The 24,991-nt window shown below is 70.3% G+C and carries 23 protein-coding genes and 1 pseudogene; 14 read left to right on the top strand and 10 right to left on the bottom strand.

The annotated features are described in order from the left end of the window. Positions 1 to 70: 70 nt before the first annotated feature. Positions 71 to 217: a hypothetical protein gene (locus tag C6A87_RS12935; protein ID WP_311117575.1), complete on the top strand. Its 147-nt coding sequence runs from the start codon at positions 71 to 73 to the stop codon at positions 215 to 217. Here the strand turns inward: C6A87_RS12935 and C6A87_RS12940 are convergent. Next, positions 203 to 433 (bottom strand): hypothetical protein, encoded by a 231-nt coding sequence (locus tag C6A87_RS12940; RefSeq protein ID WP_311117576.1) that lies wholly within the window; start codon positions 431 to 433, stop codon positions 203 to 205. The genes C6A87_RS12935 and C6A87_RS12940 overlap by 15 nt on opposite strands. A 109-nt stretch (positions 434 to 542) precedes the next feature. Between C6A87_RS12940 and ilvA the strand changes: the two genes are divergently transcribed. Beyond that, positions 543 to 1,832, top strand: a complete 1,290-nt coding sequence (ilvA, locus tag C6A87_RS12945) for a threonine ammonia-lyase IlvA (protein WP_311117577.1) — start codon at positions 543 to 545, stop codon at positions 1,830 to 1,832. Here the strand turns inward: ilvA and treZ are convergent. The 4 genes and pseudogenes from treZ to C6A87_RS12965 all read right to left on the bottom strand — a co-directional run bounded on the left by treZ (position 1,820) and on the right by C6A87_RS12965 (position 10,198). After that, positions 1,820 to 3,556 (bottom strand): malto-oligosyltrehalose trehalohydrolase, encoded by a 1,737-nt coding sequence (treZ, locus tag C6A87_RS12950; RefSeq protein WP_311117578.1) that lies wholly within the window; start codon positions 3,554 to 3,556, stop codon positions 1,820 to 1,822. The two genes, ilvA and treZ, sit on opposite strands and share 13 nt — an antisense overlap. After that, on the bottom strand, positions 3,549 to 5,852 hold the full coding sequence (gene treY / locus C6A87_RS12955) for a malto-oligosyltrehalose synthase (protein ID WP_311117579.1): 2,304 nt from the start codon (positions 5,850 to 5,852) through the stop codon (positions 3,549 to 3,551). Before treY ends, treZ begins: the two co-directional genes overlap by 8 nt. 2 nt (positions 5,853 to 5,854) lie before the next feature. Next, positions 5,855 to 8,002, bottom strand: a complete 2,148-nt coding sequence (gene glgX / locus C6A87_RS12960) for a glycogen debranching protein GlgX (RefSeq protein WP_311117580.1) — start codon at positions 8,000 to 8,002, stop codon at positions 5,855 to 5,857. Further along, positions 8,002 to 10,198: pseudogene (locus C6A87_RS12965) on the bottom strand (acyltransferase family protein). Before C6A87_RS12965 ends, glgX begins: the two are co-directional and overlap by 1 nt. A 23-nt stretch (positions 10,199 to 10,221) precedes the next feature. Here C6A87_RS12965 and C6A87_RS12970 point away from each other — a divergent pair. The 4 genes from C6A87_RS12970 to C6A87_RS12985 all read left to right on the top strand — a co-directional run bounded on the left by C6A87_RS12970 (position 10,222) and on the right by C6A87_RS12985 (position 13,948). After that, positions 10,222 to 11,523 (top strand): adenosylmethionine--8-amino-7-oxononanoate transaminase, encoded by a 1,302-nt coding sequence (locus C6A87_RS12970; protein ID WP_311117581.1) that lies wholly within the window; start codon positions 10,222 to 10,224, stop codon positions 11,521 to 11,523. 72 nt (positions 11,524 to 11,595) lie between these two features. After that, positions 11,596 to 12,738: an 8-amino-7-oxononanoate synthase gene (locus tag C6A87_RS12975; RefSeq protein ID WP_311117582.1), complete on the top strand. Its 1,143-nt coding sequence runs from the start codon at positions 11,596 to 11,598 to the stop codon at positions 12,736 to 12,738. Then, positions 12,735 to 13,415 (top strand): dethiobiotin synthase, encoded by a 681-nt coding sequence (gene bioD, locus C6A87_RS12980; RefSeq protein WP_311117583.1) that lies wholly within the window; start codon positions 12,735 to 12,737, stop codon positions 13,413 to 13,415. The genes C6A87_RS12975 and bioD overlap by 4 nt, the downstream gene beginning before the upstream one ends. Then, the gene (locus tag C6A87_RS12985; protein WP_311117584.1) at positions 13,415 to 13,948 is read left to right on the top strand and encodes a 2'-5' RNA ligase family protein; all 534 of its coding nucleotides are present in this window, start codon (positions 13,415 to 13,417) and stop codon (positions 13,946 to 13,948) included. The genes bioD and C6A87_RS12985 overlap by 1 nt, the downstream gene beginning before the upstream one ends. Here the strand turns inward: C6A87_RS12985 and C6A87_RS12990 are convergent. Next, positions 13,932 to 14,525, bottom strand: a complete 594-nt coding sequence (locus C6A87_RS12990; protein WP_311117585.1) for a TetR/AcrR family transcriptional regulator — start codon at positions 14,523 to 14,525, stop codon at positions 13,932 to 13,934. The genes C6A87_RS12985 and C6A87_RS12990 overlap by 17 nt on opposite strands. Positions 14,526 to 14,599: 74 nt before the next feature. Here C6A87_RS12990 and bioB point away from each other — a divergent pair, with 74 nt between their 5' ends. From bioB to C6A87_RS13005, 3 genes are read left to right on the top strand one after another with little or no spacing between them, the layout of a single operon-like run. Then, a complete protein-coding gene (bioB, locus tag C6A87_RS12995) occupies positions 14,600 to 15,592 on the top strand; it encodes a biotin synthase BioB (RefSeq protein WP_311117586.1) in 993 nt (330 codons plus the stop codon). A 13-nt stretch (positions 15,593 to 15,605) separates the two neighbouring features. Next, positions 15,606 to 15,842: a hypothetical protein gene (locus C6A87_RS13000; RefSeq protein ID WP_311117917.1), complete on the top strand. Its 237-nt coding sequence runs from the start codon at positions 15,606 to 15,608 to the stop codon at positions 15,840 to 15,842. Beyond that, positions 15,839 to 16,531 (top strand): DUF2567 domain-containing protein, encoded by a 693-nt coding sequence (locus C6A87_RS13005; RefSeq protein ID WP_311117587.1) that lies wholly within the window; start codon positions 15,839 to 15,841, stop codon positions 16,529 to 16,531. The genes C6A87_RS13000 and C6A87_RS13005 overlap by 4 nt, the downstream gene beginning before the upstream one ends. On the opposite strand, the gene C6A87_RS13010 is transcribed toward C6A87_RS13005, so the two are convergent. Beyond that, complete coding sequence (locus C6A87_RS13010) at positions 16,467 to 17,819, bottom strand: lipase family protein (RefSeq protein ID WP_311117588.1); 1,353 nt, start codon at positions 17,817 to 17,819, stop codon at positions 16,467 to 16,469. The two genes, C6A87_RS13005 and C6A87_RS13010, sit on opposite strands and share 65 nt — an antisense overlap. A gap of 42 nt (positions 17,820 to 17,861) precedes the next feature. After that, the gene (locus tag C6A87_RS13015; RefSeq protein WP_311117589.1) at positions 17,862 to 18,566 is read right to left on the bottom strand and encodes an NUDIX domain-containing protein; all 705 of its coding nucleotides are present in this window, start codon (positions 18,564 to 18,566) and stop codon (positions 17,862 to 17,864) included. Between the two features lie 47 nt (positions 18,567 to 18,613). Here C6A87_RS13015 and nadA point away from each other — a divergent pair, with 47 nt between their 5' ends. Genes nadA through C6A87_RS13035 form a run of 4 tightly spaced genes read left to right on the top strand, consistent with a single transcriptional unit; the run spans position 18,614 to position 22,508 of the window. Beyond that, complete coding sequence (nadA, locus tag C6A87_RS13020) at positions 18,614 to 19,657, top strand: quinolinate synthase NadA (protein WP_311117590.1); 1,044 nt, start codon at positions 18,614 to 18,616, stop codon at positions 19,655 to 19,657. Between the two features lie 23 nt (positions 19,658 to 19,680). After that, entirely contained in the window at positions 19,681 to 21,210 is a 1,530-nt protein-coding gene (locus tag C6A87_RS13025) for an L-aspartate oxidase (protein ID WP_396837053.1), read from the top strand. After that, positions 21,210 to 22,067 carry a carboxylating nicotinate-nucleotide diphosphorylase gene (gene nadC / locus C6A87_RS13030; RefSeq protein ID WP_311117592.1) on the top strand — a complete coding sequence of 286 codons (858 nt, stop codon included), beginning with the start codon at positions 21,210 to 21,212 and terminating at the stop codon, positions 22,065 to 22,067. Before C6A87_RS13025 ends, nadC begins: the two co-directional genes overlap by 1 nt. A 3-nt stretch (positions 22,068 to 22,070) precedes the next feature. Continuing rightward, positions 22,071 to 22,508: a hypothetical protein gene (locus tag C6A87_RS13035; protein ID WP_311117593.1), complete on the top strand. Its 438-nt coding sequence runs from the start codon at positions 22,071 to 22,073 to the stop codon at positions 22,506 to 22,508. A gap of 3 nt (positions 22,509 to 22,511) precedes the next feature. Here the strand turns inward: C6A87_RS13035 and C6A87_RS13040 are convergent, their stop codons facing one another. After that, the gene (locus C6A87_RS13040) at positions 22,512 to 23,150 is read right to left on the bottom strand and encodes a LysE family transporter (protein WP_311117594.1); all 639 of its coding nucleotides are present in this window, start codon (positions 23,148 to 23,150) and stop codon (positions 22,512 to 22,514) included. Positions 23,151 to 23,172: 22 nt separating this feature from the next. Then, positions 23,173 to 23,556: a nitroreductase family deazaflavin-dependent oxidoreductase gene (locus C6A87_RS13045; protein WP_311117595.1), complete on the bottom strand. Its 384-nt coding sequence runs from the start codon at positions 23,554 to 23,556 to the stop codon at positions 23,173 to 23,175. A 35-nt stretch (positions 23,557 to 23,591) separates the two neighbouring features. On the opposite strand from C6A87_RS13045, the gene hisD reads away from it, so the two are divergent. Then, positions 23,592 to 24,977 carry a histidinol dehydrogenase gene (hisD, locus tag C6A87_RS13050; RefSeq protein WP_311117596.1) on the top strand — a complete coding sequence of 462 codons (1,386 nt, stop codon included), beginning with the start codon at positions 23,592 to 23,594 and terminating at the stop codon, positions 24,975 to 24,977. Positions 24,978 to 24,991 lie beyond the last annotated feature (14 nt).

Genomic DNA, 24,991 nt, shown 5'->3' on the forward strand with positions numbered 1-24,991 from the left:
GTAGCCCGGCCGAGGCCGCGCGGACGCGCTCGAAGGGGTCAGGCTGCACCGGGCCACCGCGGTGGGCCTGGTGAGCAGCGCGCTGGAGCGTGACGAGTTGTTCGCGGAACGGTCGACGCCGTCGGGGGCGCCGGACGGGTTCGGGGCCGTGCAGCGGCGGCGCTTCAATCAGGCCGAGGGGATCCGCGCCCAGCGCGACCGGCTATCGACGCAGTGAGCAGACCAGTCCGAGGCTCAGCCAGAGCGCGGTGGCAACGCCGGCTCCGCTGAGAACAGCCGGTGCGGCGGACGTGGTGGCGAGGCCGACCAGGACGAACACCAGGAACCCGACCAGCAGCGAGAGCACTTTGTAGGCGGGCCAGGGCACCCCTGCCACAGACAACGACGTGGCCGGACGGGCCACTACGGCTCGGAATTGTTCGGCGGTCGTCATGGGATCACGATAGCTCGTATCTGAGTTTTCGGCCAGCCGAAACATTGGTTGTGGGGTGGCGGCTTGAACGCATTTCACCCGGGGTGCGATCTGGTGGCACCATTGTCCGGTGTCCACTGAGCTGAGCCAGAGTCCCAGGATCGATCCGTCCGCGCCGCTGCGCGCGGCGGACATCGACGCGGCGGCGCAGCGAATTTCCGGGGTGGTGTCCAAGACCCCGCTGCAGTTGAGCGAACGGCTGTCGGCGCTGACCGGAGCCCAGGTCTATCTCAAGCGTGAGGACCTGCAGGCGGTGCGTTCGTACAAACTGCGCGGCGCCTACAACCTGCTGATGCAGCTGAGCCCCGAGGAGAAGGCCGCCGGCGTGGTGTGCGCATCCGCCGGTAACCACGCGCAGGGCTTCGCGCTGGCCTGCCGTTCCATGGGCGTGCACGGCCGCGTCTACGTCCCGGCCAAGACGCCCAAGCAGAAGCGCAACCGGATCCGCTACCACGGCGGTGACTTCATCGAGTTGATCGTCGGCGGCAAGACCTTCGACATGGCCGCCGAAGCAGCGCTCGAGGACGTCACCCGCACCGGGGCGACGCTGGTACCGCCGTACGACGACCTGCGCACGATGGCCGGGCAGGGCACCATCTCCGTGGAGATCCTCGACCAGCTCGGCTTCGAACCGGATCTGGTGGTGGTGCCCGTCGGCGGCGGCGGGTGCATCAGTGGGATCACCACCTACCTGGCCGAGCGCACCGCGACCACGTCGGTGCTCGGTGTCGAACCGGCCGGGGCGGCGTCGCTGGTCGCCGCGCTGGCCAAGGGGGAACCCGTCACGCTCACCGACGTCGACCAGTTCGTCGACGGGGCTGCGGTCGCCCGGGTCGGCGCGCACCCGTTCGCGGCGTTGTCGGCCGCGGGGGACATGGTGTCGATCACGACGGTCGACGAGGGCGCGGTGTGCACCGCGATGCTCGACCTGTACCAGAACGAGGGCATCATCGCCGAGCCCGCGGGCGCGCTGTCGGTGGCCGCGCTGCTCGACGCCGACATCGAGCCGGGATCGACGGTGGTGTGCCTGATCTCCGGTGGCAACAACGACGTGTCCCGCTACGGCGAGGTCCTGGAACGCTCGCTGGTGCACCTCGGTCTGAAGCACTACTTCCTGGTTGACTTCCCGCAGGAGCCGGGCGCGCTGCGGCGGTTCCTCGACGAGGTGCTGGGGCCGAACGACGACATCACGCTGTTCGAGTACGTCAAGCGCAACAACCGCGAGACCGGTGAGGCGCTGGTCGGCATCGAGATGGCGGCCGCCTCCGATCTGGAGGGGCTGCTCGAGCGGATGGACGCCTCGGAGTGCCACATCGAGCTGCTCGAGCCCGGGTCGCCGACCTACCGCTACCTGACCTGACGCCGCAGGATCGCCACGCTGTGCCCGCCGACGCGGGTGGTCTCGTCGCCGACGGTCGGTTCGTCCCACGCCAGCACCACCTCGCCGGCGACGGGCACGTCGACCGGTTCGGGGCCCAGATTGCACGCGATCGCCAGCGCGCCGCGGTGCATCACGAGCCACCGGGCGTCTTCGTCGTAGTCGACGCGGAGGTCGTCGAGCCACGGGTCGGCCATGTCCGGCTCGCTGCGGCGCAGCGCGACGAGGCCGCGGTAGAACTCCTGCAGCTTCGCGTGGTCGCCCGTGCCGATCTCCTCCCAGTTCAGCTTGGAACGCTGGAAGGTCTGCGGATCCTGCGGATCGGGAATCGCGTCGGCGTCCCAGCCGTGCTCGGCGAACTCGCGTTTGCGGCCCTCGGCGGTCGCGCGCGCCAGTTCGGGTTCGGGATGGGAGCTGAAGAACTGGAACGGTGACGACGAGCCCCACTCCTCGCCCATGAAAAGCATTGCCGTGTAGGGCGATCCGAGCACCAGCGCGGCCTTGACCGCCAGCTGGCCGGGGGTCAGGTTCTGTGAGGGCCGGTCGCCGATGGCCCGGTTGCCCACCTGGTCGTGGGTGACGGTGTAGGCCAGCAGGCGGGTGGCCGGGATCGTCGCCGTGTCGAGCCGGCGGCCGTGTCTGCGGCCGCGGAACGACGAATAGGTCCCGGCGTGGAAGAACCCGTGCCGCAGCGTCTCTGCCAGCGTCTCGATGCTGCCGAAATCGCCGTAGTAGCCCTGTCGTTCGCCGGACACCGCGGTGTGGATCGCGTGGTGGATGTCGTCGTCCCACTGGGCGGTCAAGCCGAGCCCGCCGTCCTTGCGCGGCGTGATCAGCCGCGGGTCGTTCATGTCGCTCTCGGCGATCAGGGACAGCGGCCGGCCCACTTCCTCTGCCAGCGCGTCGGTTTCGGTGGAGAGCTCTTCGAGAATGTGGATCGCGGTGGTGTCGACAAGCGCGTGCACGGCGTCGAGGCGCAGCCCGTCGGCGTGGAAGTCCCGCATCCAGCGCAGCGCGCAATCCAGGATGTAGCGGCGCACCTCGTCAGCGCCGGCATCGGCGATGTTGATCGACTCGCCCCACGGATTGGAGCCGCTGGACAGATACGGCCCGAACTGCGGCAGGTAGTTGCCCGACGGGCCGAGGTGGTTGAACACCGCGTCGATGAGCACGCCCAGACCCCGGGCGTGGCAGGCGTCGACGAACCGGATCAGCCCGTCCGGACCGCCGTAGGCCTCGTGCACCGCGTACCAGAGCACGCCGTCGTAGCCCCAGCCGTGCGTGCCACCGAACGCGTTGACCGGCATCACCTCGACGAAGTCGACGCCGAGATCGACCAGGTGCTCCAGCTTCTCGATCGCCGAGTCGAACGTGCCGCCGGGGGTGAAGGTGCCGATGTGCAGCTCGTAGATCACCGAGCCCTCGATCGAGCGGCCCTGCCAGCCGGTGTCCGACCACGCGTCGGGCGAGGGCTGCCACAGCTGAGAGCGCTCGTGGACGCCGTCGGGCTGGCGCGGGGAGCGCGGATCGGGCAGCACCTTCGGGTCGTCGTCGAGCACGAACCCGTACCGGGCGTCGGGGGCGGCGTCGACGACGGTGCGCCACCAGCCGTTCTCATCGCGTGTCATCGGATGCAGCGTGCCGTCGACGTCGAGTCGCACCTGTTCGGGTCGCGGTGCCCATACCGCGAATTCGTGGTCAGGCATCGTCACGCACCAGCAGCGCGACGGGCAGGCCCGCGAACAGGTCCGCGGCGCGGACCGGCCCACGCAGCGACGCGCCGGTCAGGCGATCTGTCCAGGTGCCCTCGGGAAGCGTCAATGTGGTTTCCCCCCAACCGGTCTCGTCCAGGCGTGCGGTCCACCGGCCGACGGCCACCACCACGTCGTCGCCGCGTTGGAACGACACGACGTGCTCCGCGGCGTCGCCGTCGGCGAGCAACGGCTGGTACCCGCCGGACAGGAACGTGTCGGGCCGCTCGCGGCGCAGGTGCAGCGCCGCGCGCACCACCCGCATCTTCGGGTGCTCCCCGGTGGCCAGGGCCTCGCGGCGGGCGGCGTAGTCCACCGCGCGCCGGTTGTCCGGATCCACCAGGCTGTCCTCCCACAACTCGGTGCCCTGGTACACGTCGGGCACGCCGGGGGCGGTCAGCGTGATCAACTTCTGGCCCAGCGCGTCGTTGCGGCCGTGCGCGTCGAGGCGGCTCACCAGTGCGGTCATCTCGGCCCCGACCGGACCGTCGATGACGGTGTCGATCCAGCGGTGCACGGCGGACTCGAACTCCTCGTCGGGGTCGTTCCACGACGTGTGCAGCGCCGCCTCGCGGATCGCCTTCTCGGTGTAGGCGTGTAGACGTTGCCGCAGGCTGTCGCTCACCGCCCCGTCTGCCGGCCACACGCCGAACATGTTCTGCCACAGGAACAGTCCGGTGGCCGGATCCGGGGGAGGGGTGCTCGTCTGCCAGCTCTGTACGAACTCCGACCACAGCGACGGAACCTGGGACAGCACCCCGATGCGGGCGCGCACATCCTCGCCGCGCTTGGTGTCGTGGGTGGTCAGCGTCGCCATCGCCGCCGGCCACATCGCCGCGCGCACCGCGGCCCGCTGGTGGAACTCCGCGGCGCTGACCCCGAACCGCTCCGGTTCGCCGCCGACCTCGTTGAGCGACACCAGCCGGGCGTCGCGGTAGAACAGACAGTCCTCCATCGACTTGGCGGTCGCGGCGCCGCACAGTTGTTGCAGCCGCACCTCGACCTCGCGGTGGGTCAGCGCCGCGGCGAGCAGTTCGAGTGCGTCGGCAAGTTCGGGCTGTTCGGCGGCGGTCTCGGCCAGGGCCACCGGCAGCACCGTGGCCAGCGACGGGTAGTCGGACCGGTAGACGCCGATGTGGCTGAGCACGGTGGCGATCGCGTCCGGGAGACGGTCGTGGTCCCGGCCGGTGGCCGCGATCACGGTGCGGCGCAGCCGAGCGAGTTCACTGCCGAGCGTCACGGTGACCGCGTGCTTCTTGAGTGCGCGGGCCTGGGCGTGGGCGGCCGAATGGTCCACGCCCGCCGCCTCGACCAGCGCGGTCAGCGCCTTGCGGCCGGACGGGTCGACGAACAGCCCGCCGCATTCACGCAACGCGTCGTAGCCGGTGGTCCCCGCGACGGGCAGGCTGTTGTCCAGCGCCTCGTCCACGGCGAGGATCTTCTCGATGACGATCCACGCCTGTGGCCCGGCGATCTCCCGCAGCCAGGCGAGATAGCCTGCGGGATCGGACAATCCGTCCGGGTGGTCGATGCGGATGCCGTCCACCAGGCCCTCGGTCAGCCACCGCCGGACCTCTTCGTGGGTGGCGTCGAACACGGCGCGGTCCTCCTGGCGCAGCCCGGCCAGCGACGTGATCGAGAAGAACCGCCGGTAGCCGCACACGTTGTGGCGCCAGCCGATCAGTTTGTAGTGCTGACGGTCGTGCACCTGCGGACCGCTGCCCGGCTGTGCGTCCGGGCCGGTGCCCGGCGCGATCGGCCATGTCCGGTCGCCGAGTCGCAGCACGTCACCGTCGACGGTCAGATCCGCGACGTCGTCGTCGGAACCGAGCACCGGCAACACGATCCGGCCGTCGGGGTCGAGGGTCCAGTCCACGTCGAAGAACGACGCGTACCGCGACTCGCGGCCGTGGGCCAGCAGGTCCCACCACCACGCGTTCTGCTCCGGGGACTCGACGCCGACGTGGTTGGGCACGATGTCGACCACCACGCCCAGCCCGGCCGCATGCGCTTGTTGCACCAGGCGTTCGAACCCCTCGGGCCCGCCGAGTTCAGCGGAGATGGTCGTCGGGTCGGTGACGTCGTAGCCGTGGCTGGAGCCTTCTCCCGCGGTCAGGATGGGGGACAGGTAAAGGTGGGAGACGCCGAGATCGGCGAGGTAGTCGACCAGGTTCTCGGCATCGGCGAAGGTGAACGCCTCGCCGCTGGCCTGCCCGCGCATCTGCAGCCGGTAGGTGGACAGTACGGTCATGGTCAGGCCGTCTTACGCAGCACGAGGAGCGAGTAGGGCTCCAGCGAGATCGTCTCGCCGGCAACCACTTCCAGCGTGGTCTCGCCCTGGGGTTCGGTGGTGTCGATGGCGCCGGCCCACTCCTTGGCGTAGTCGCCGTCGGGTACCACGAAATCCAGCGGCTCGTCGTGGGCATTGAAGCACAACAGGAACGAGTCGTCGGTGACGCGTTCGCCACGGTCGTCGGGAGCCGGAATGGCGTCGCCGTTGAGGAAGACCGAGATGCACTCGAAGCCCGACCCCCAGTCCTGCTGCGTCATCTCCTGCCCGGACGGGTTGAGCCAGGCGATGTCACGCACCTGGTCGCCGGTACGCAGCGGCTTGCCCTCGAAGAACCGCCTCCGCCGGAACACCGGATGGTCCTTGCGGAACTTGACCACCCGGCGGGTGAACTCGACGAGGTCGGCGTTGGTGTCACACAGCGACCAGTCCATCCAGGACAGTTCGGAGTCCTGGCAGTAGACGTTGTTGTTGCCCTGTTGGGTGCGGCCCATCTCGTCGCCGTGCGCGATCATCGGCGTGCCCTGCGAGAGCATGAGCGTGGCTATGATGTTGCGCATCTGCCTGCCGCGCAGCGCACGGATCTCGGGGTCGTCGGTCGGCCCCTCCACCCCGCAGTTCCACGAGCGGTTGTGGCTCTCGCCGTCACGGTTGTGCTCGCCGTTGGCCTCGTTGTGCTTCTCGTTGTAGGACACGAGGTCGTTGAGGGTGAAGCCGTCATGGCAGGTGACGAAGTTGATGCTGGCGGAGGGCCTGCGGCCCGTCGCCTCGTAAAGGTCCGACGACCCGGTCAGCCGGGACGCGAACTCGCCTAGGGTTGCGGGCTCTCCCCGCCAGTAATCACGCACAGTGTCGCGATACTTCCCATTCCATTCGGTCCACAAACCTGGGAAATTGCCGACCTGATAACCGCCTTCACCGATGTCCCACGGCTCGGCGATCAACTTGACCTGGCTGATGACCGGATCCTGCTGGATGATGTCGAAGAACGCCGAGAGGCGGTCGACGTCGTAGAACTCGCGGGCCAGCGTGGAGGCGAGGTCGAAGCGGAAGCCGTCGACGTGCATGTCGATCACCCAGTACCGCAGCGAGTCCATGATCAACTGCAGGGTGTGCGGATGGCGGGCGTTGAGGCTGTTGCCGGTGCCGGTGAAGTCCTTGTAGAGGCGCAGGTCCCCGTCGAGCAGACGGTAGTAGGCCGCGTTGTCGATGCCGCGGAAGTTGACGGTCGGGCCGAGGTGGTTGCCTTCGGCGGTGTGGTTGTAGACCACGTCGAGGATCACCTCGATGCCGGCTTCGTGGAACGCGCGCACCATCGTCTTGAACTCGGCCACCGCGCCGCCGGCGGCGCGGTTGGCGGCGTACTGGTTGTGCGGCGCGAAGAACCCGAACGTGTTGTAGCCCCAGTAGTTTCGCAGTCCGAGGTCGAGCAGCCGGTGATCGTGCATGAACTGGTGCACCGGCATCAGCTCGATCGCCGTGATGTTCAGCGATTTCAGGTGGTCGATGATCACCGGGTGGGCGAGACCCGCATACGTGCCGCGCAGTTCCTGTGGCACCCCCGGATGGGTCTGCGTCATGCCTTTGACGTGCGCTTCGTAGATGACCGTCTCGTGGTACGGCGTGCGCGGCGGGCGGTCCGAACCCCACTGGAAGAAGGGGTTGATCACCACGCTGGTCATCGTGTGGCCCAGTGAGTCGACGCGCGGCGGCACCCCGCCGCCGGCCGGATCCTCGGCATCCAGATCGTAGGAGTACAGCGCCTGGGAGAAGGCGAAGTCGCCGTGGAACGACTTGCCGTACGGGTCGAGCAGCAGCTTGCTGGAATCGCACCGGTGCCCGGCGCCGGGATCCCATGGGCCGTGCACGCGGAAGCCGTACCGCTGGCCGGGGGTGACCGTGGGCAGGTAGCAGTGCCAGACGAAGCCGTCGACTTCTTCGAGTTCGATGCGCTGCTCGCGCCCGTCCTTGCCGATCAGGCACAACTCGACACGTTCGGCGACCTCGGAGAACAACGAGAAGTTCGTTCCCGCACCGTCATAGGTGGCGCCGAGCGGATAGGAGTCACCGGGCCAGACGGTATGGACGGACGAGCCCTCGGTCGTGGTCATCAGCCGGACCACCAGCCGGTGGCCGCGCCGATCTGGCGGCCCAGTTCATTGGTCATGGTGCGCATGTACGTCGACGAGATGTGGTGTGCGTCGTGGTACACCAGCACGTTCCCCTCCACTGCCCGGCAGTAGTCGACACGACACACTGCGTCGGTCATGTCCAACGGCTTGAGCAACGGGAACCGCTTGACGTAATCCAGTGTCGGGTTGCGATCAGACAGTACTTCGGATCGCTCGATGCCGCAGGAGACGGCGTCGCCGCCGTCGGAGAGGCAGTCGGACGGGAAGAACGGTTCCCCGTCGCGCACCATCCACGGGGTGTCGCGCATGGCCAGCACCGGAATCCCGTTGTCCGACAGTTCCTGCCAGATGCCGAGATAGCTCGAGGGCATCACGTCGCCCGGCTTGATGTTCCACGGGCGGGTGGACGTGGTGAAGACGTAGTCGGGGTGGTCGGCGATGATCTTGGGCAGCACCCGGTCGTTCCATTCCCGGCACTTGGGATAGGGATTGTTGTTCCCCATCACCAGCGGCATCTCCTCGGTGGTCAGCGGGCAACCCATCTTCAGGTACGTGACGACCTTGAAGTGGTGCAGCCGGCCGAGCAGGTCCAGTGCGGTGATCCAGTGCTCGGCGTGCGAACCGCCGGCCAGCGCGATGGTCCGCGCGGCCGCCTTGTCGCCATAGGTGCAGTTGATGATGCCGACGTTGTCGAAGTCGCTGATGCAGCCGTCGGTGGTGGACTGCGGGATGTCGTTCTTGGCTTCGAGCGCGGTCGGGCGCATCGGCAGCTGCGGCACCCTGGCGTTCTCCACCAGCGCCCGCGCGCCGGGGTAGTCGCGGGTGGACAGCACCGACAGCTCTTTGCCGTTGGCGCGCAGCACCGTGACGTGCTCGCGCCAGGTGAACGACGTCGCGGTCAGCGCCACCGCCAGGAGCGCCACGGCGGAGCCCAGCACGATCGTGGGCCAGGCGCAGCCGCGACCACAGCGACACCGCGCTGACGGGGCCGGTCGCCGCTGCCGAACCGCGCATCCGCAGCGGCTCCTCGACGTAGCGGGTGGTCAGCCACGCGAGCACACCCGACACCAGCAGAACCGATGCGCCTTCGACGAAGTTGACCCGCGAGTTGCCGGTGTAGGCCAGATAGAAGATCAGCAGCGGCCAGTGCCACAGGTACAGCGAGTACGCCATCGCGCCGAGCGCCACGAAGGGCCCGGACGCCAGCAGCCGGTTCGGCGCCGGGATCCGGCCCGCCGTGTACGGATCGGCGTGGCGGTTGGCCGCGGTGAGGATGAACAGCAGCGTCGCGCCGACGGGGACCAGGGCCCACGGGCCGGGGAACTCGCGTACCCCGTCGATCAGCGCGCCACAGGACAGGATCGCGCCGAGCGCGACGACGGCGAGCACGGTGCGCAGCCACATCGGGCAGCGCACGTAGGGCACCAGTGCGCCGACCAGCGCCCCGAGCAGCAGTTCCCATGCTCTGGCGAAGCTGTCGTAGTACGCCGTGGCCTGGTCGATGTTGTGCGCGTTGATCGCGTGGACGAACGACGCGACGGCCAGCGCGGTGAGCAGGACCACGAACGCGATGCGTGCGTGCCTGCCGAAGACGCGGCGGAACACCCACGCCGACAACATGATCAACGCCAGGAACGCGATGTAGAACTGGCCCTGCACCGACATCGACCAGATGTGCTGCAGCGGGCTGACCGTCTCGCCGGCGCGCAGGTAGTCCGACGCGGTGCGGGCCAGCTCCCAGTTCTGGTAGTAGCCCAGGCTGGCCAGGCTCTGGTCGGCGAAGGTCTCCCAGCGGGTCTGGGGCTGGATCAGCACCGTCAGTACGGCGGACACGGCCAGCACCACGACCAGCGCGGGCAGCAGTCGCCGGATCAGCCGGGTGACCTCCGGCACCGGACGCAACGCCACGCCGGGGGTCAGCGCACCGCGCAGCAGGCGCCCGCCGAAGAAGAAGCCGGACAGCACGAGGAAGACGTCGACGCCGCCGGAGACCCGGCCGAACCACACGTGGAACACGGCGACGAGCGCGATGGCGACGCCCCGGAGACCGTCCAGATCGTGCCGGTAGAAGCCCGAGTTGCGGGTGCCCATCCCCGCGCCACGCGCCGCGCGCGCTGCCGAAGTCGGGCCCGGGGCTCTCGGAGATGCCGGCCGGGCAGGGGCGAGGGTCATCATGGTCGACGGCTAATCTACCGAAGGTGCCTGCGATGACGCCTATCGAGATCAGCGCCGTCGACGCCGCTCACATATGGCATCCGTACAGCCCGATCGGTGCGGACGCGCTCGCGCCGGTGGTCGCCGTCGGCGCGCGCGGAGCATGCCTGACGCTGGTCCATCAGGGTCGCGAGGTCGAGGTGCTGGATGCGATGGCGTCGTGGTGGACCGCGGTGCACGGCCACGGCCACCCGGTGCTCGACGCGGCGATCACCCGTCAGCTCGCGACGATGAACCACGTCATGTTCGGCGGGCTCACCCACGAACCCGCGGCGCGGCTGGCGCAGCTGCTCGTCGAGGTCACCCCCGACGCACTGCAGACGGTGTTCTTCAGTGATTCGGGTTCGGTGTCGGTGGAGGTCGCGGTCAAGATGGCGCTGCAGTACTGGCGCAGCTCCGGCCACACCGCCAAGAGCCGGCTGATGACGTGGCGCGGCGGCTACCACGGCGACACGTTCACGCCGATGAGTGTGTGCGACCCCGACGGCGGCATGCACGAGCTGTGGACCGGGAAGAACTCGCTGCTCGCCGACCAGGTGTTCGCACCGCCGGTGCCGGCGGCCTACGACTCCGGCTATGTCGACACGTTCGAAGCGCAGCTCGCCGCGCACGCCCACGAGCTGGCGGCGGTGATCGTCGAACCCGTCGTGCAGGGCGCCGGGGGGATGCGGTTCCACGATCCGCGGTACCTGACCGAGCTGCGGCGGATGTGCGACGAGCACGGCGTGCTGCTGATCTTCGACGAGATCGCCACCGGGTTCGGCAGGACCGGGGCGCTGTTCGCCGCCGACCATGCCGGGGTGTGCCCCGACATCATGTGCGTCGGTAAGGCTCTGACCGGCGGATACCTGACGCTGGCCGCGACGCTGTGCACGCGCGCGGTGGCGGCGACGATCAGCGAGCACCCGCCGGGGGCGTTGATGCACGGCCCGACGTTCATGGCCAACGCGCTGGCCTGCGCGGTGAGCGTGGCCTCGGTCGAGTTGCTGCTCGCCACGGACTGGCAGAGCCAGGTGCGTGGCATCGCGGAAGGGCTCCGCTCGGGCCTGGCCCCGGCCGCGGACCTGCCACACGTCGTCGACGTGCGGGTGCTCGGCGCGATCGGCGTGATCGAGGTGGACCGGCCGGTGGACCTCGCCGTCGCGACGCCGGTCGCGATCGAGCACGGGGTGTGGCTGCGGCCGTTCCGGAACCTGATCTACGTGATGCCGCCCTATGTCTGTACCGGCGAGGAGATCGCACAGATCGCCTCGGCGATGATCGCAGTCGCGCGTGCACTAACCTGAACGGTGTTCAATGGCCGGCCGGGCTGCTGTCGGGGCCCGGCTCGCCGGTTCATTCCTTCCAGGAGGAGCGCCGTGACACGCGTGGGTCTTTCCCCGTTGGCCTGGCTCGGTGAGGTCGAAGCCCAGCGGCGTGCGGCCGGATTGCGCCGGTCGCTGCGCACCCGCCGACCCGTGGGCGCCGAGTTGGACCTGGCCTCCAACGACTATCTCGGGCTCTCCCAGCACCCGCACGTGATCGACGGCGGTGTCGCGGCCCTGCGCACCTGGGGCGCCGGATCCACCGGATCGCGTCTGGTCACCGGCAACACCGAACTGCACGAGGCCTTCGAGGCCGCGCTGGCGGCGTTCGTGGGCGCCGAGTCCGCGCTGGTGTTCTCCGCGGGCTACACCGCCAACCTCGGCGCCGTCGTCGCGCTGTCGGGACCCGGCTCACTGCTGGTCTCCGACGCGCTGACCCACGCGTCGCTGGTGGACGCCTGCCGGTTGTCCCGGGCGCGGGTCGCGGTCACCCCGCACAACGACGTCGCCGCGGTCGAGCACGCGCTGGCCACCCGCTCGGAGGACCGCGCCGTCGTGGTCACCGACTCGGTGTTCTCGGCCGACGGCGACCTCGCGCCGCTGCGCGACCTGCACGCCGCGTGCCGCAGGCACGGCGCTCTGCTGATCGTCGACGAGGCGCACGGTCTGGGTGTGCGGGGGACCGGGGGCCGCGGACTGCTCGACGAGGTCGGGTTGGCCGGCGCCCCCGACGTCGTGATGACCACCACGCTGTCCAAGGCGCTGGGCAGCCAGGGCGGGGTGGTCCTGGGCCCGGCGGCGGTGCGCGCCCACCTGATCGACGCGGCCCGGCCCTTCATCTTCGACACCGGCCTGGCGCCCGCCGCGGTCGGCGCCGCACACGCCGCGTTGCAGGTGCTCATCGAAGAGCCCTGGCGGGCGCAGCGCGTGCTCGACCACGCCGCGACGCTAGCCTCGATCTGTGCGGGGCCCGACGTTCCCACCTCGGCGGTGGTGTCGGTGATTCTCGGCGAGCCCGAGGTCGCCTTCGCCGCGGCGTCCGCCTGCCTCGACCGCGGTGTCCGGGTCGGCTGCTTCCGGCCACCGACGGTTCCGGCGGGCACCTCGCGGCTCCGGTTGACCGCGCGGGCGTCGCTGACCGAGGACGAGATGACGCTCGCCCGGCAGATCCTGACCGAAGTGCTGGCGCCGGCATGAGTGTCCTGGTGGTCACCGGGACCGGCACCGGGATCGGCAAAACCGTCGCGACCGCGGCGCTGGCGTGCCATGCGCGGCTGGCCGGGATCGACGTCGCGGTGTGCAAGCCGGTGCAGACCGGCACCCGCGATGGCGACGACGACCTCGCCGAGGTGGCCCGGTTGGCCGGGATCACCGAGCTGCACTCGTTGGCCAGATTCCCCGAGCCGCTCGCACCGCTGGCGGCCGCGCAGCGGGTAGGCGCGGTACTGCCGGAGCGCTCCGAGATCCTGGACCTCGTCGCCTCGGCGGCGCGTCCCGGCCGGCTGACCCTGGTCGAGGGTGCGGGCGGCCTCTTGGTCGAGATCGGTGCCGGCGGGACGACGCTGCGAGACGTCGCCGACGACCTCGGGGCGCCGGTGCTGACCGTCGTCGCACCGGGTCTGGGCACGTTGAACCACACCGTGCTGACGCTGGAGGCGTTGGCGCACCGGGGGATCGCGAGCGCGGGTCTGGTGATCGGCGCATGGCCTGCCCAGCCTGGGGTGGCCGAGATCGACAACCGCGACGCGCTGGCCCGCCTGGGCCCGGTGCGCGCCGCGCTGCCCGCCGGTGCCGGGTCGCTCGGTGCCGCCGACTTCGAGCGCCTCAGCGCCGACGCGTTCGACCGGAGCTGGGTGTCGGGTCTGGCCGGCTGATGGTGCACTCGGTCGAGCTGCTGTTCGACGCCGCGACCGAGTCCGCGGTCCGCCACATGTGGGAGGAGTTGTCCGAGGCCGGGATTCGCAGCATGGCCGGGCACCGGTCGCCGACCAACCGGCCGCACGTGACGCTGACCGTCGCCGAGGAGTTGGACGGCGCCGTCGACGACGCGCTGGCCGAGGTGCTGGGCCGGTTGCCGCTGCCCGGCGTCCTCGGCGCGCCGATGCTGTTCGGCGCCGGCCGCGCCGTCACCCTGGTGCGGCTGCTGGTGCCGAGCCGGGAACTGCTCTCCCTACAGGCCGACGTGCATCGGATCTGTCTGCCGCATATGCCGAAAGGCGCGCTGCCGCACGCGGATCCGGGTGGGTGGACGCCGCACGTGACGCTCGCCCGCCGGGTCCCGGTCGATCAGCTGCCCGCGGTGTTCACGCTGCGCGCGGTGACCCGGGATCTTCCCGTCACGGCGGTGGGGTTACGGCACTGGGACGGCGACGAACGCGTCGAGCACGCGATCACACCGGCGGGGTAGTCCGTCCGGTCTCAGCGGTGGTGTTCGCGGCGATGCCGTCGAGGAGCAGTCGCAGCCCGAACGTGAACCGGGCACTCGGATCCTCGGTCCACGCCGTCTGCACCACGTCGGCGCCCGCGGCGTCCCACTGCAGGCGGGACTGCTCGTCGACGGTGAAACCGAGCACGTAGTAGAGCACGGTGCGGGCGGCCAATTCGGCCTCCACGTCGCCGACGCCGGCCTCGGCGATCGCCGCACTGAGCCGGCCCAGCACGCGCGTCATGGCCTCGGACTGCCCGGCCGCGAAGCTGGCCGAGACCAGTTCGGCGCCGTCGGTGTGCGAGAGCAGCGCGTCGCGCAACTGCGTGCAGAGCGCGCCGATACGGGCCCGCCAGTCGGCGTCGACCTCGTCGACCGGCTCCAGGATCCGGTCGGCCACCGCGCCGAGCAGCTGCTGCTTGTTCTCGAAATGCCAGTACAGAGCTCCGGGGGACACGTTGAGCTCGCGACCGAGCCGCCGCATCGACAGGTCGGCGATGCCGTAGTCGTCCAGCAGCCGCGTCGCGACATCGACCACGTCCCGTTTGTGAAGCTGCACACCCTTACCCTAACCTGAACAGTGTTCAATTAGCCGGCTCGCCGGCCATCAGCGGGGCGACGAGGAGACGATCTGTGAGCGACATTCTGGCAGTGGCACGCGAGCAGGTGCTCGGACGGGGCGAAGGTCTCGACCAGGCCCAGACGCTGCAGGTGCTGCAGCTGCCGGACGACCGACTCGACGACCTGCTGGCGCTGGCCCACGAGGTGCGGATGGCCTGGTGCGGTCCCGACGTCGAGGTCGAGGGCATCATCAGCCTCAAGACCGGCGGGTGCCCGGAGGACTGCCATTTCTGTTCGCAGTCAGGACTTTTCGCGTCCCCGGTGCGCAGCGCCTGGCTGGACATCCCGAGCCTGGTCGAGGCCGCCAAGCAGACCGCCAAGACCGGGGCCACCGAGTTCTGCATCGTCGCTGCCGTCCGTGGGCCCGACGAGCGGTTGCTCGCCCAGGTCGCCGCCGGCATCGAGGCGATCCGCAACGAGGTCGACATCCAGATCGCGTGCTCGCTGGGCATGCTGACCCAGGAGCAGGTCGAGCGCCTCTCGGCGATGGGTGTGCACCGCTACAACCACAATCTGGAGACCGCCCGGTCGTTCTTCACCAACGTCGTCACCACGCACTCCTGGGAGGAGCGCTGGGGCACCCTGCAGATGGTCCGCGAGGCCGGCATGGAGGTGTGCTGCGGCGGCATCCTCGGCATGGGGGAGACGCTCGAGCAGCGCGCCGAGTTCGCGGCCAACCTGGCCGAACTGGACCCGCACGAGGTCCCGCTGAACTTCCTCAACCCGCGACCTGGCACCCCGTTCGGCGACCTCGAGGTGCTGCCCGCCACCGAGGCGCTCAAGGCCGTCGCCGCGTTCCGGCTGGCGCTGCCCCGCACGATGCTGCGATTCGCCGGGGGCCGGGAGATCACCCTCGGCGATCTCGGGGCCAAGAAGGGCATCCTCGGCGGCATCAACGCGGTCATCGTCGGCAACTACCTGACCACCCTGGGCCAGGCCGAGGCTGACCTGCAGCTACTCGACGATCTGCAGATGCCCATCAAGGCTCTCAACGCGACCCTGTAGAACCGATCAGGTGATGGTCACCGACAGCACAGAGCTGCCAGCACCGGTCGGTGCGGGCGCCTACAACGTCTACACCGGCGCGCAGGCGGGCAGCGCCGTCCCCACCGCGGCCCAACTCGGCCTGGAGCCGCCGCGGTTCTGCGCCGCGTGCGGCCGCCGGATGATCGTGCAGGTCCGCCCCGACGGCTGGTGGGCGAGATGCTCCCGGCACGGTCTGGTGGACTCCACCGACCTGGATCTGTACCGATGAGCGGCCACACCGCGGCCACGGCAACCACCGCGGACGCGGTGGACCCCGCGGCGCCGACGGTTTCCCGGTCCAGGGCGCTGGCGACCGTCGTGGCCGGACTCGCGGCGGCGGGGGTGCTGACCGGCGCACTGTGGGCGTGGCTGGCGCCGCCGATCCACGGGGTGATCGCGCTGACGCGCGCCGGCGACCGCATCAAGGCCTATCTGGGCGCCGAGGCCGACCACTGGTTCACCTCGGCCGCCCTGATGATCGGGATGCTCTCGGTGCTCGCCGTGGTGGCCGCGGTGCTGGTGTGGCAGTGGCGGCCGTATCGCGGGGCCGGCATGGTGGGAGCGCTGACGCTCGGTTCGGTCGCCGCTGCCGCGACCGCGTCCGGCGTCGGCGTGCTGGTCGCGCACCTGCGGTACGGCGGGATCGACATCGCCGGGGCGCCGGTGACCGAACAGCAGCGGGTGCATTACATCGTCGAGGCGCCGTCGGTGTTCTTCGGCCACTCGCCGTTGCAGATCGCGCTGTCGTTGCTCTATCCGGCAGCGGTTGCCGCACTGGTGTACCTGTTGGCGGCGGTGGCGACTCCCCGCGACGACCTCGGCGCCTGGCCGCCGGTGGAATACCCGGTCGTGCCTACTGGTCGAAGCGTGACAGGGGCTGACGTTCCACCCGTCGTCCCAACATCACCTTCGCCGTGATCCTGCCCAGGGTGAGCATGCCCCGGTAGGTGGACGGGTTCAGCAGCGTCGGCCACTTGGTCCGGCTGATGTGGGTGCGCAGCGGCCGCCCGGCGAACCGGTCGCGGAGCCAGCGCAGCGTCATGGGTGCCGACATCGGGTGCAGCAGAAGGTGTTCGCTGAACATGTCGCGGTGATAGGTGACGCGGGCGCCGCCGTTGGTGTAGGTCTCGGTGAGCTCGTCGATGTCGTCGACGGAGATGATCCGGTCGTGCACCGCCTGGACGATGAGCACCGGAACCTGCGGCGCGGCGGTGCCGAGCTTGATGCTGTCGAAGACGTGCTGCACCTCGGGGGTCTGCAGGATCTCCTCCAGCGGCCGGTCGACCATGTCGGCCATGTCCCGGCCGACCAGCCGGAGCATTGCGTGCGCGGTGGTCATCTTCTCGATGCGGGCGAGCATCGCCTTGCCGTCTTCGGTCGCGTGGGACTGGATGATCCGGTGGAGGTCGGGATAGATGTGGGTCAGCGCGGCGACCACCATCGCGGGTAACCCCGAGTAGATGCTGCCGTTGAGACGGCGGAACGCGTGGCCGAGATCGCCGACCGGCGAGCCCAGGACCGCACCGACGACGTTGAGGTCGGGGGCGTAGGTGTGCTGCACCTCCGCGGCCCACGCCGAGGCCAGACCCCCGCCGGAGTACCCCCACAGCCCGACAGGGGCGTCCTGGGCCAGCCCGAGCGCCTCGTGGTTGAGCGCGGCGCGCACGCCGTCGAGGACGTGGTATCCGGGCTCGAAGGGTGCACCCCACATGCCTGCGGTGCCCTCGTGGTCGGGCACCGACACCGCCCAGCCCTCGGCCAGCGCGGCGGCGATCAGCAGGAACTCGAACTGCGCGACGGCGCCGACGGCCTTGGCCCCGCGCCGCAGTGCGTACGACGGGAAGCACCGCCCGGCCACCGCGTCGATCGCGCACTGGTAGGAGACGATGGGCACCGGTCTGCCCGCGGTTCGCTCGGCCGGCACCACCACGGTGGTCGCCGCGGCCTGGGCCTCACCGTGCAGATCGGTGCTGCGGTAGAGCAGCTGGGTCGCGTGGAACTGCTGCGGAATCACCCCGAGGAAGGCCAGTTCCACGTCGCGCGAACGCAGCACGGTGCCCGGGCGGGCATGCTCGAAGCCCGCGGGCGGCTGGTAGAACGGATCGTCGGCCGGAATGACCGGCCGTGACTTGGGTTGCAGGGGTTCGTGGGGCGGCTGACCGATCCATTCGGCGCCGGTCGACCGCGCCACGTTGCCCAAGTCCATCTGGGCATTGTTACTTAAGAATGCTATGAGAAGCTAGCCGACTCACCCGGGCGGGCGCAGCGCGGCGAACTCGTCGGTGACGCGGTATTGGGAGTCGGTGAAGCGGTAGAGCGCGGCCGGACGTCCGCCGCTGCGGCCCGAACGCGCCACGGTGCCGGTGCGGGTGATCACCTGGCGGCGTTCCAGCACCCGCTGCAGGTTGGTCGCGTCGACGGGGTGCCCGAGTGCGGCGCTGTAGATGTCGCGCAATGTCGACAGCGCGAATGTTGCAGGCGCCAAGCCGAATCCGATGTTCGTGTAGGACAGTTTGGCGACCAGGCGGTTGCGGGCGTGCTCGACCATCGGGCCGTGGTCGAAGGCCATCGGGGGTAGGTCGCTGACGGGGTGCCAGCGGGTGTCCGGCGGCAGTTCCGGTGTCGCGGGGGAGGGCACCAGGCCCAGGAACGTCGACGCGATCGTGCGCGAACCGGGGACGCGGTGTGGGTCGGAGAACACGGCCAGCTGCTCGAGGTGAGCCAGCTCGCGCAGGTCCACCTTCTCGGCGAGCTGGCGGCGGACCGAACTGGTCATGTCCTCGTCGGGTCCCAACCGGCCACCGGGCAGCGCCCACCGACCCTTCTCGGGATCGAGCGCCCGCTGCCAGAGCAGCACGTGAAGTGCGGGTTTACCGGTGGGCGCCGGTGGCGCACCCTGGCGCACCTGGAACACCACGGCCAACACTTCGTGCTCGGTGTTAGTATGTGCCATGTTTTCGATTGTAAGTCGAAAACCTCGATAACGTGAAGGAGTCAGCGATGACGGTGCTCGCTGGGATGTTCGACGCAGAACTGACCGCCCGGATCGTGGACGGTCCGGGAGGCTTCTCGGGGGTCGACGGGGACGACGCTTGGGCCGCCGAGGTGCGCCGTCTGCTCGACCTGCGCGGTGCGACGCTGCTCGCGCACAACTATCAGCTACCGGCCATCCAGGACGTCGCAGACCACGTCGGGGATTCGTTGGCGCTGTCGCGGATCGCCGCCGAGGTGCCCGAGGACACCATCGTGTTCGCCGGCGTGCACTTCATGGCCGAGACGGCCAAGATCCTGTCGCCGCACAAGACGGTGCTGATCCCCGATCAGCGGGCCGGCTGCTCGCTGGCGGACTCGATCACCGCCGACGAACTGCGCGCCTGGAAGGCCGAGTATCCCGGCGCCGTGGTGGTCTCCTATGTCAACACCACCGCCGCGGTGAAGGCCGAGACCGACATCTGCTGCACCTCGTCGAACGCCGTCGAGGTGGTCGCCTCGATTCCCGAGGACCGCGAGGTGCTGTTCTGCCCGGACCAGTTCCTCGGCGCGCACGTGCGGCGGGTGACCGGCCGCACGAATCTGCACGTGTGGGCCGGCGAATGCCATGTGCACGCGGGCATCAACGGCGAGGAGCTCGCCGACCAGGCCCGGGCCCATCCCGACGCGGAACTCTACGTCCACCCCGAATGCGGTTGCGCCACTTCGGCGTTGTACCTCGCCGGTGAGGGCGCCTTCCCCGAGGACCGGGTGAAGATCCTGTCCACCGGCGGGATGCTCGACGCCGCCCGCCAGACCGACGCGCGACAGGTGCTGGTGGCCACCGAGGTCGGGATGCTGCACCAGTTGCGCCGTGCCGCACCGGAAGTCGACTTCCGGGCGGTCAACGACCGCGCGTCGTGCCGGTACATGAAGATGATCACCCCTGCCGCCATGCTGCGCTGCCTGGTCGAGGGCGCCGACGAGGTCCACGTGGATCCCGAGGTGGCGGCGGCAGGCCGGCTGAGCGTGCAGCGGATGATCGAGATCGGGCAGCCCGGCGGCGGGGAATGACGCCGTCGTGCGGCGGGGCCGGGATGTGGCGCCGACGCGCCGACGTGGTCGTCGTCGGTACCGGGGTCGCCGGACTCGCCGCGGCGCTGGCGGCGCACCGCCGCGGGCGCAAGGTGGTGCTGCTGAGCAAGGCCGGTGAGACCGCGACGGGCTACGCCCAGGGTGGTATCGCGGTGGCCTTGCCGGACGCCGACGATTCGGTCGACGCGCACGTGGCCGACACGCTGACCGCGGGTGCCGGGTTGTGTGACCCGGACGCGGTGCGTTCGATCGTGGCCGACGGTTACCGCGCCGTCTCCGAACTGGCCGGCCTCGGAGCCTGTTTCGACGAGTCCGCGCCGGGGCGATGGGCGCTGACCCGTGAAGGCGGACACACCAGGCGCCGCATCGTGCACGCCGGCGGAGACGCCACCGGCGCCGAGGTGCAGCGCGCGCTCGACCGGGCTGCCGCGGTCTTCGACATCCGGCGCGCCCACGTCGCACTGGGTCTGCTCTTCGACCACGGCGCGGTGGCCGGGGTATCCGTCCTGAGCCCGGACGGACCCGGCGCGGTGTACGCGCCGTCGGTGATCCTCGCGACAGGCGGTCTGGGGCACCTGTATTCGGCCACAACCAACCCGGTCGGCTCGACCGGCGACGGCGTCGCCTTGGCGATGTGGGCCGGGCTGCCGGTGGCCGACCTCGAGTTCATCCAGTTCCACCCGACGATGCTGTACACCGGCCGAGGCGGCGGCCGCCGCCCGCTGATCACCGAAGCCCTTCGCGGCGAGGGAGCGAAAATTGTTGATGCGCAAGGAGTTTCCGTGACATCCCGGGTGCACCCGATGGGGGACCTGGCACCTCGCGACGTGGTGGCCGCGGCGATCGACGCGCGGTTGTCCGAGACCGGGGACGACTGTGTCTACCTCGACGCACGTGCGGTGCCCGACTTCGCCGCCCGGTTCCCGACCGTCAACGCGGCCTGTCTGCGGGCGGGCGTCGATCCCACCCGTGCGCCGATTCCGGTGGTTCCCGGCGCCCACTACAGCTGCGGCGGTGTGGTGACCGACGTCCACGGGCGCACCGGGGTCGCCGGGCTCTTCGCCGCCGGTGAGGTCGCCCGGACCGGGATGCACGGCGCCAACCGCCTGGCCTCCAACAGTCTGCTCGAGGGCCTGGTGGTCGGCGGCCGCGCGGGCGAGGCGGCCGCGAGCCATGCTGCAGCGGCCGGGCCGGGCCGGATCGTCGATCCGCCGCCCGCGGTGCGGCCTGCGTTGCGGCGCAACGAGGTCGCCCGGCTGATGACGCGGCACGCCTCCGTCGTCCGCGACAGTGACGGACTGCGTGAGCTGGCCGGGGCGGTCGGCGCCGCGCGTCCGCGCGCGCTGCGGTCGCGGTCGGACTTCGAGGAGGCGGCGCTGACCGCGGTCGCCGGTGCGGTCGCGGCCTCGGCACTGGCGCGCACCGAGACCCGTGGCTGTCACCATCGCCGCGATTTCCCCGGGCCCGACCCGGCGCAGGCGATCAGCGCGGTTCGCGATGCGGCTCCCGCGGCTGTGGCGGTGGTCTGCTGATGACACTCACCAACGCCGAACTGGCCGATGCCCGTGCCGTCATCGCCCGCGCTCTCGACGAGGATCTGCGCTACGGGCCCGATGTGACCACGCACGCCACCGTTGCCGCCGGGGCGCGCACCACCGCCTCGATGGTCTCGCGGGAACCGGGGGTGGTGGCCGGTCTGGACCTGGCGCTGCTGGTGCTCGACGAGGTACTCGGCGCCGACGGATACCGCGTCGAGCACCGGGTGTCCGACGGCACGCGGTTGGCCGCCGGCGGCGTCGCGCTGACCGTCGAGGCGCCCACGCCGGGTCTGCTGACCGCCGAACGCACCATGCTGAACCTGGTGTCACATCTGTCGGGCATCGCGACCGCGACGGCGGCCTGGGTCGACGCGGTGTCGGGTACCTCCGCGCAGATCAGGGACACCCGCAAGACCCTGCCCGGGCTGCGCACCCTGCAGAAGTACGCCGTGCGCGTCGGTGGCGGCACCAACCACCGGCTCGGCCTCGGCGACGCCGCGCTGATCAAGGACAACCACGTCGCCGCCGCCGGTTCGGTGGTCGCCGCACTGCGCCAGGTTCGTGCGGCCGCACCGGATCTGCCGTGCGAGGTCGAGGTGGACTCGCTGGAGCAACTCGACGAGGTGCTCGCCGAGGACGTGGAATTGGTGCTGCTGGACAACTTCCCGGTGTGGCAGACCCAGATCGCGGTGCAGCGCCGCGACGCGCGGTCGCCGAAGACGAAACTGGAGTCCTCGGGCGGTCTCGCGCTGGAGAACGCCGCCGACTACGCGGGCACCGGGGTGGACTATCTCGCGGTGGGGGCGCTGACCCACTCGGTGCGTGTGCTCGACCTGGGGTTGGATCTGTAGACCATGAAGTGGTCGCTGGCGGTCGCGGTGCTGGCCCTCGGGGTGGCGGGGTTCGCGCTGTTTCACACGTACGACACCGGGCCGGACTACACCGACGCACAGCGCGGTGACGCGACGGCGCGGATCTGCTCGGCGTTCGACACGGTGCGGACCGGGGTCGCGACCAACACCAACGTCGAGGCACCCGCGGACATCGCCGGAGCACTGGCGGCGGCGGCCAACGCGCGGGTGGCGCTGTTCGACGGTGGGCAGTACCTGCTGGCGCGGCTCGATCCGGCCACGCCCGCGGAGCTGGCCGGCGAGGTCCGCCGGTTCGCCGACCATCTGATGGACATCGGCGCCGCGGCCACCGCGGGCGTACCGAACGACGACCCGGTGCAGGCCCGCCTGCTCCAGGACGCCGAGGCCGCCGCCACCGCGATCAGCGGGCGCTGCCGCTAGTCGTCAGGCCGCCGCCGGACCGCGCCGCAGCAGCGACAGCACCACTGCCGCCGCGGCGAACAGCCCGGAGAACACCCGGTTGAGCAGGGTCTGCTGGCGCGGGGTGCGCAACCAGGTCAGCAGGCGCACCGCCAGCCCGGTGTAGAGCCCCATCACGACCATGTCGACGGCGACCATCGTCACCCCGATCGCGAGGTACTGCGGCAACAGCGGCGCGGTCGGCACCACGAACTGCGGCATCACCGCGAGGAAGAACAGCAGCCCCTTGGGGTTGGTGGCGTTGACCAGGAACCCCCGCGCCATCAGCGACCTGCGGCCGCCTGCGGTGGCCCGGTCGATCTGGGCGTTCAGGTCGACGGCCGCGCTGCGCCACTGCCGGACCGCCAGATAGGCCAGGTAGGCCACGCCGACCCACTTGATCACGGTGAACGCGAGGATCGAGTTGGCGACCGCGGCGCCGAGGCCGATCGCCACGAGTGTCAGCTGCAACATCAGCCCGGCTTCCAGGCCGAAGATGCTCCAGTAGCCCCGCCGGACACCGTGCGTCAAGCCCGTGGCCATCGACTGGATCGCACCCGCTCCCGGCGACACCGCGATCACGATCGCCGCTCCGAGGAACGCCAGCCACATCTGCCAGGTCATGCCACGATTCTGGCAGGCGGCGTCAAACGATATCCGCGACGAACACCGCGATGTTCTTCGCCTGACGGCGTGCCATACCCGGCAGCGCGGCGACTCCGTCGCCGTTGGGCACGATCCGCGGATTCACGATGTGCACTTCGTCACGGAACAGCCGGACGTCGCCCTCACCCGCAGCGAGGATGTTCTTGGCCCAGTCGGTCTTGCCGTGGCCCAGCACGATGGCCAGTTCGTCGCCCTTGCGGTACGCGGTCACCACGGTCTCGTAGTTGCGTCCAGACGTCCGACCTCGGTGTTTGATGACCGACAGCCCGGGCAGCTTGCCTGCGAGCGGCTTGATCACCGGGTTCATGTACTTGATCTGGATCCGGTCCAGCCACTCCGGGAACATCCGCGGCAAGTCGGACATGACGCCTCCAAATGGATTTGGCCTGCTCTGGGACAATGGTCAGCGTGAATGTATCGCCAGGGCTTCTGCGGCGCATCGATCTGCGCGGCGCGACGTTGTCGGCGGCGCGGCTGCGGGGTGTGCTGCCGCGCGGCGGTGTCGACGTCGACGCGGTCGTCCCCAAGGTCAGACCCATCGTCGACGCGGTCGCCGCGCGCGGGGCCGAGGCCGCACTCGAGTATGGCGCGTCCTTCGACGGGGTGCGGCCCGACCGGGTGCGGGTGCCCTCGGACACGCTGACAGCGGCGCTCGACGCGCTCGATCCCGACGTCCGGGCCGCGCTGGAGGTCGCGATCGAGCGGGCCCGCACCGTGCACGCCGACCAGCGCCGCACCGACACCACCACCACGCTCGCGCCCGGGGCGACCGTGACCGAGCGGTGGGTGCCGGTCGAGCGGGTCGGGCTCTACGTGCCCGGCGGCAACGCCGTCTACCCGTCGAGCGTCGTGATGAACGTCGTCCCCGCCCAGACCGCCGGCGTGGAATCCCTGGTGATCGCCAGCCCGCCGCAAGCGTCGAACCCTGCCCCGTTTGAAGGCCTGCCGCACCCGACGATCCTGGCCGCGGCCGCGCTGCTCGGCGTCGACGAGGTATGGGCGGTCGGCGGTGCACAGGCCGTCGCGCTGCTGGCCTACGGCGGCACGGACACCGACGGGGCTGGGGCAAGCGGAGCGCCGGGAGATGGCACCGAGCTGGCCCCGGTCGACATGATCACCGGACCCGGCAACATCTACGTCACCGCGGCCAAGCGCATCTGCCGCTCCCAGGTCGGCATCGACGCCGAGGCCGGACCGACCGAGATCGCGATCCTGGCCGACCACACCGCCGACCCGGTGCACGTGGCCGCCGACCTGATCAGCCAGGCCGAGCACGACGAGATGGCGGCCGGGGTGCTGGTCACCGACAGTCCCGAACTGGCCGACGCCACCGACCGCGAGCTGGCCGTGCAGTTGGAGACGACCGTGCACCGCGAACGGGTGACCGCCGCGCTGAGCGGACAGCAGTCGGCGATCGTGCTCGTCGACGACGTCGACGCCGGGGTGCGCGCCGTCAACGCCTACGCCGCCGAGCACCTGGAGATCCAGACCGCCGATGCCACCCGGGTGGCGGGCCGGATCCGTTCTGCAGGTGCGATCTTCGTCGGTCCCTACTCGCCGGTGAGCTTGGGCGACTACTGCGCCGGGTCCAATCACGTGCTACCCACCGCGGGCTGCGCGCGGCACTCCAGCGGGCTGTCGGTGCAGACGTTCCTGCGGGGCATCCACGTCGTGGACTACACCGAGTCGGCGCTCAAAGGCGTGTCCGGTCACGTGATCACGCTCGCGCAGGCCGAGAACCTGCCCAGCCACGGCGAAGCCGTCCGACGGAGGTTTGAAAGGTGATGAGCGCTTGCGCG

Source organism: Mycobacterium sp. ITM-2016-00317, from assembly GCF_002968295.1.
In the GTDB taxonomy this organism is placed as follows: Bacteria; Actinomycetota; Actinomycetes; order Mycobacteriales; family Mycobacteriaceae; genus Mycobacterium.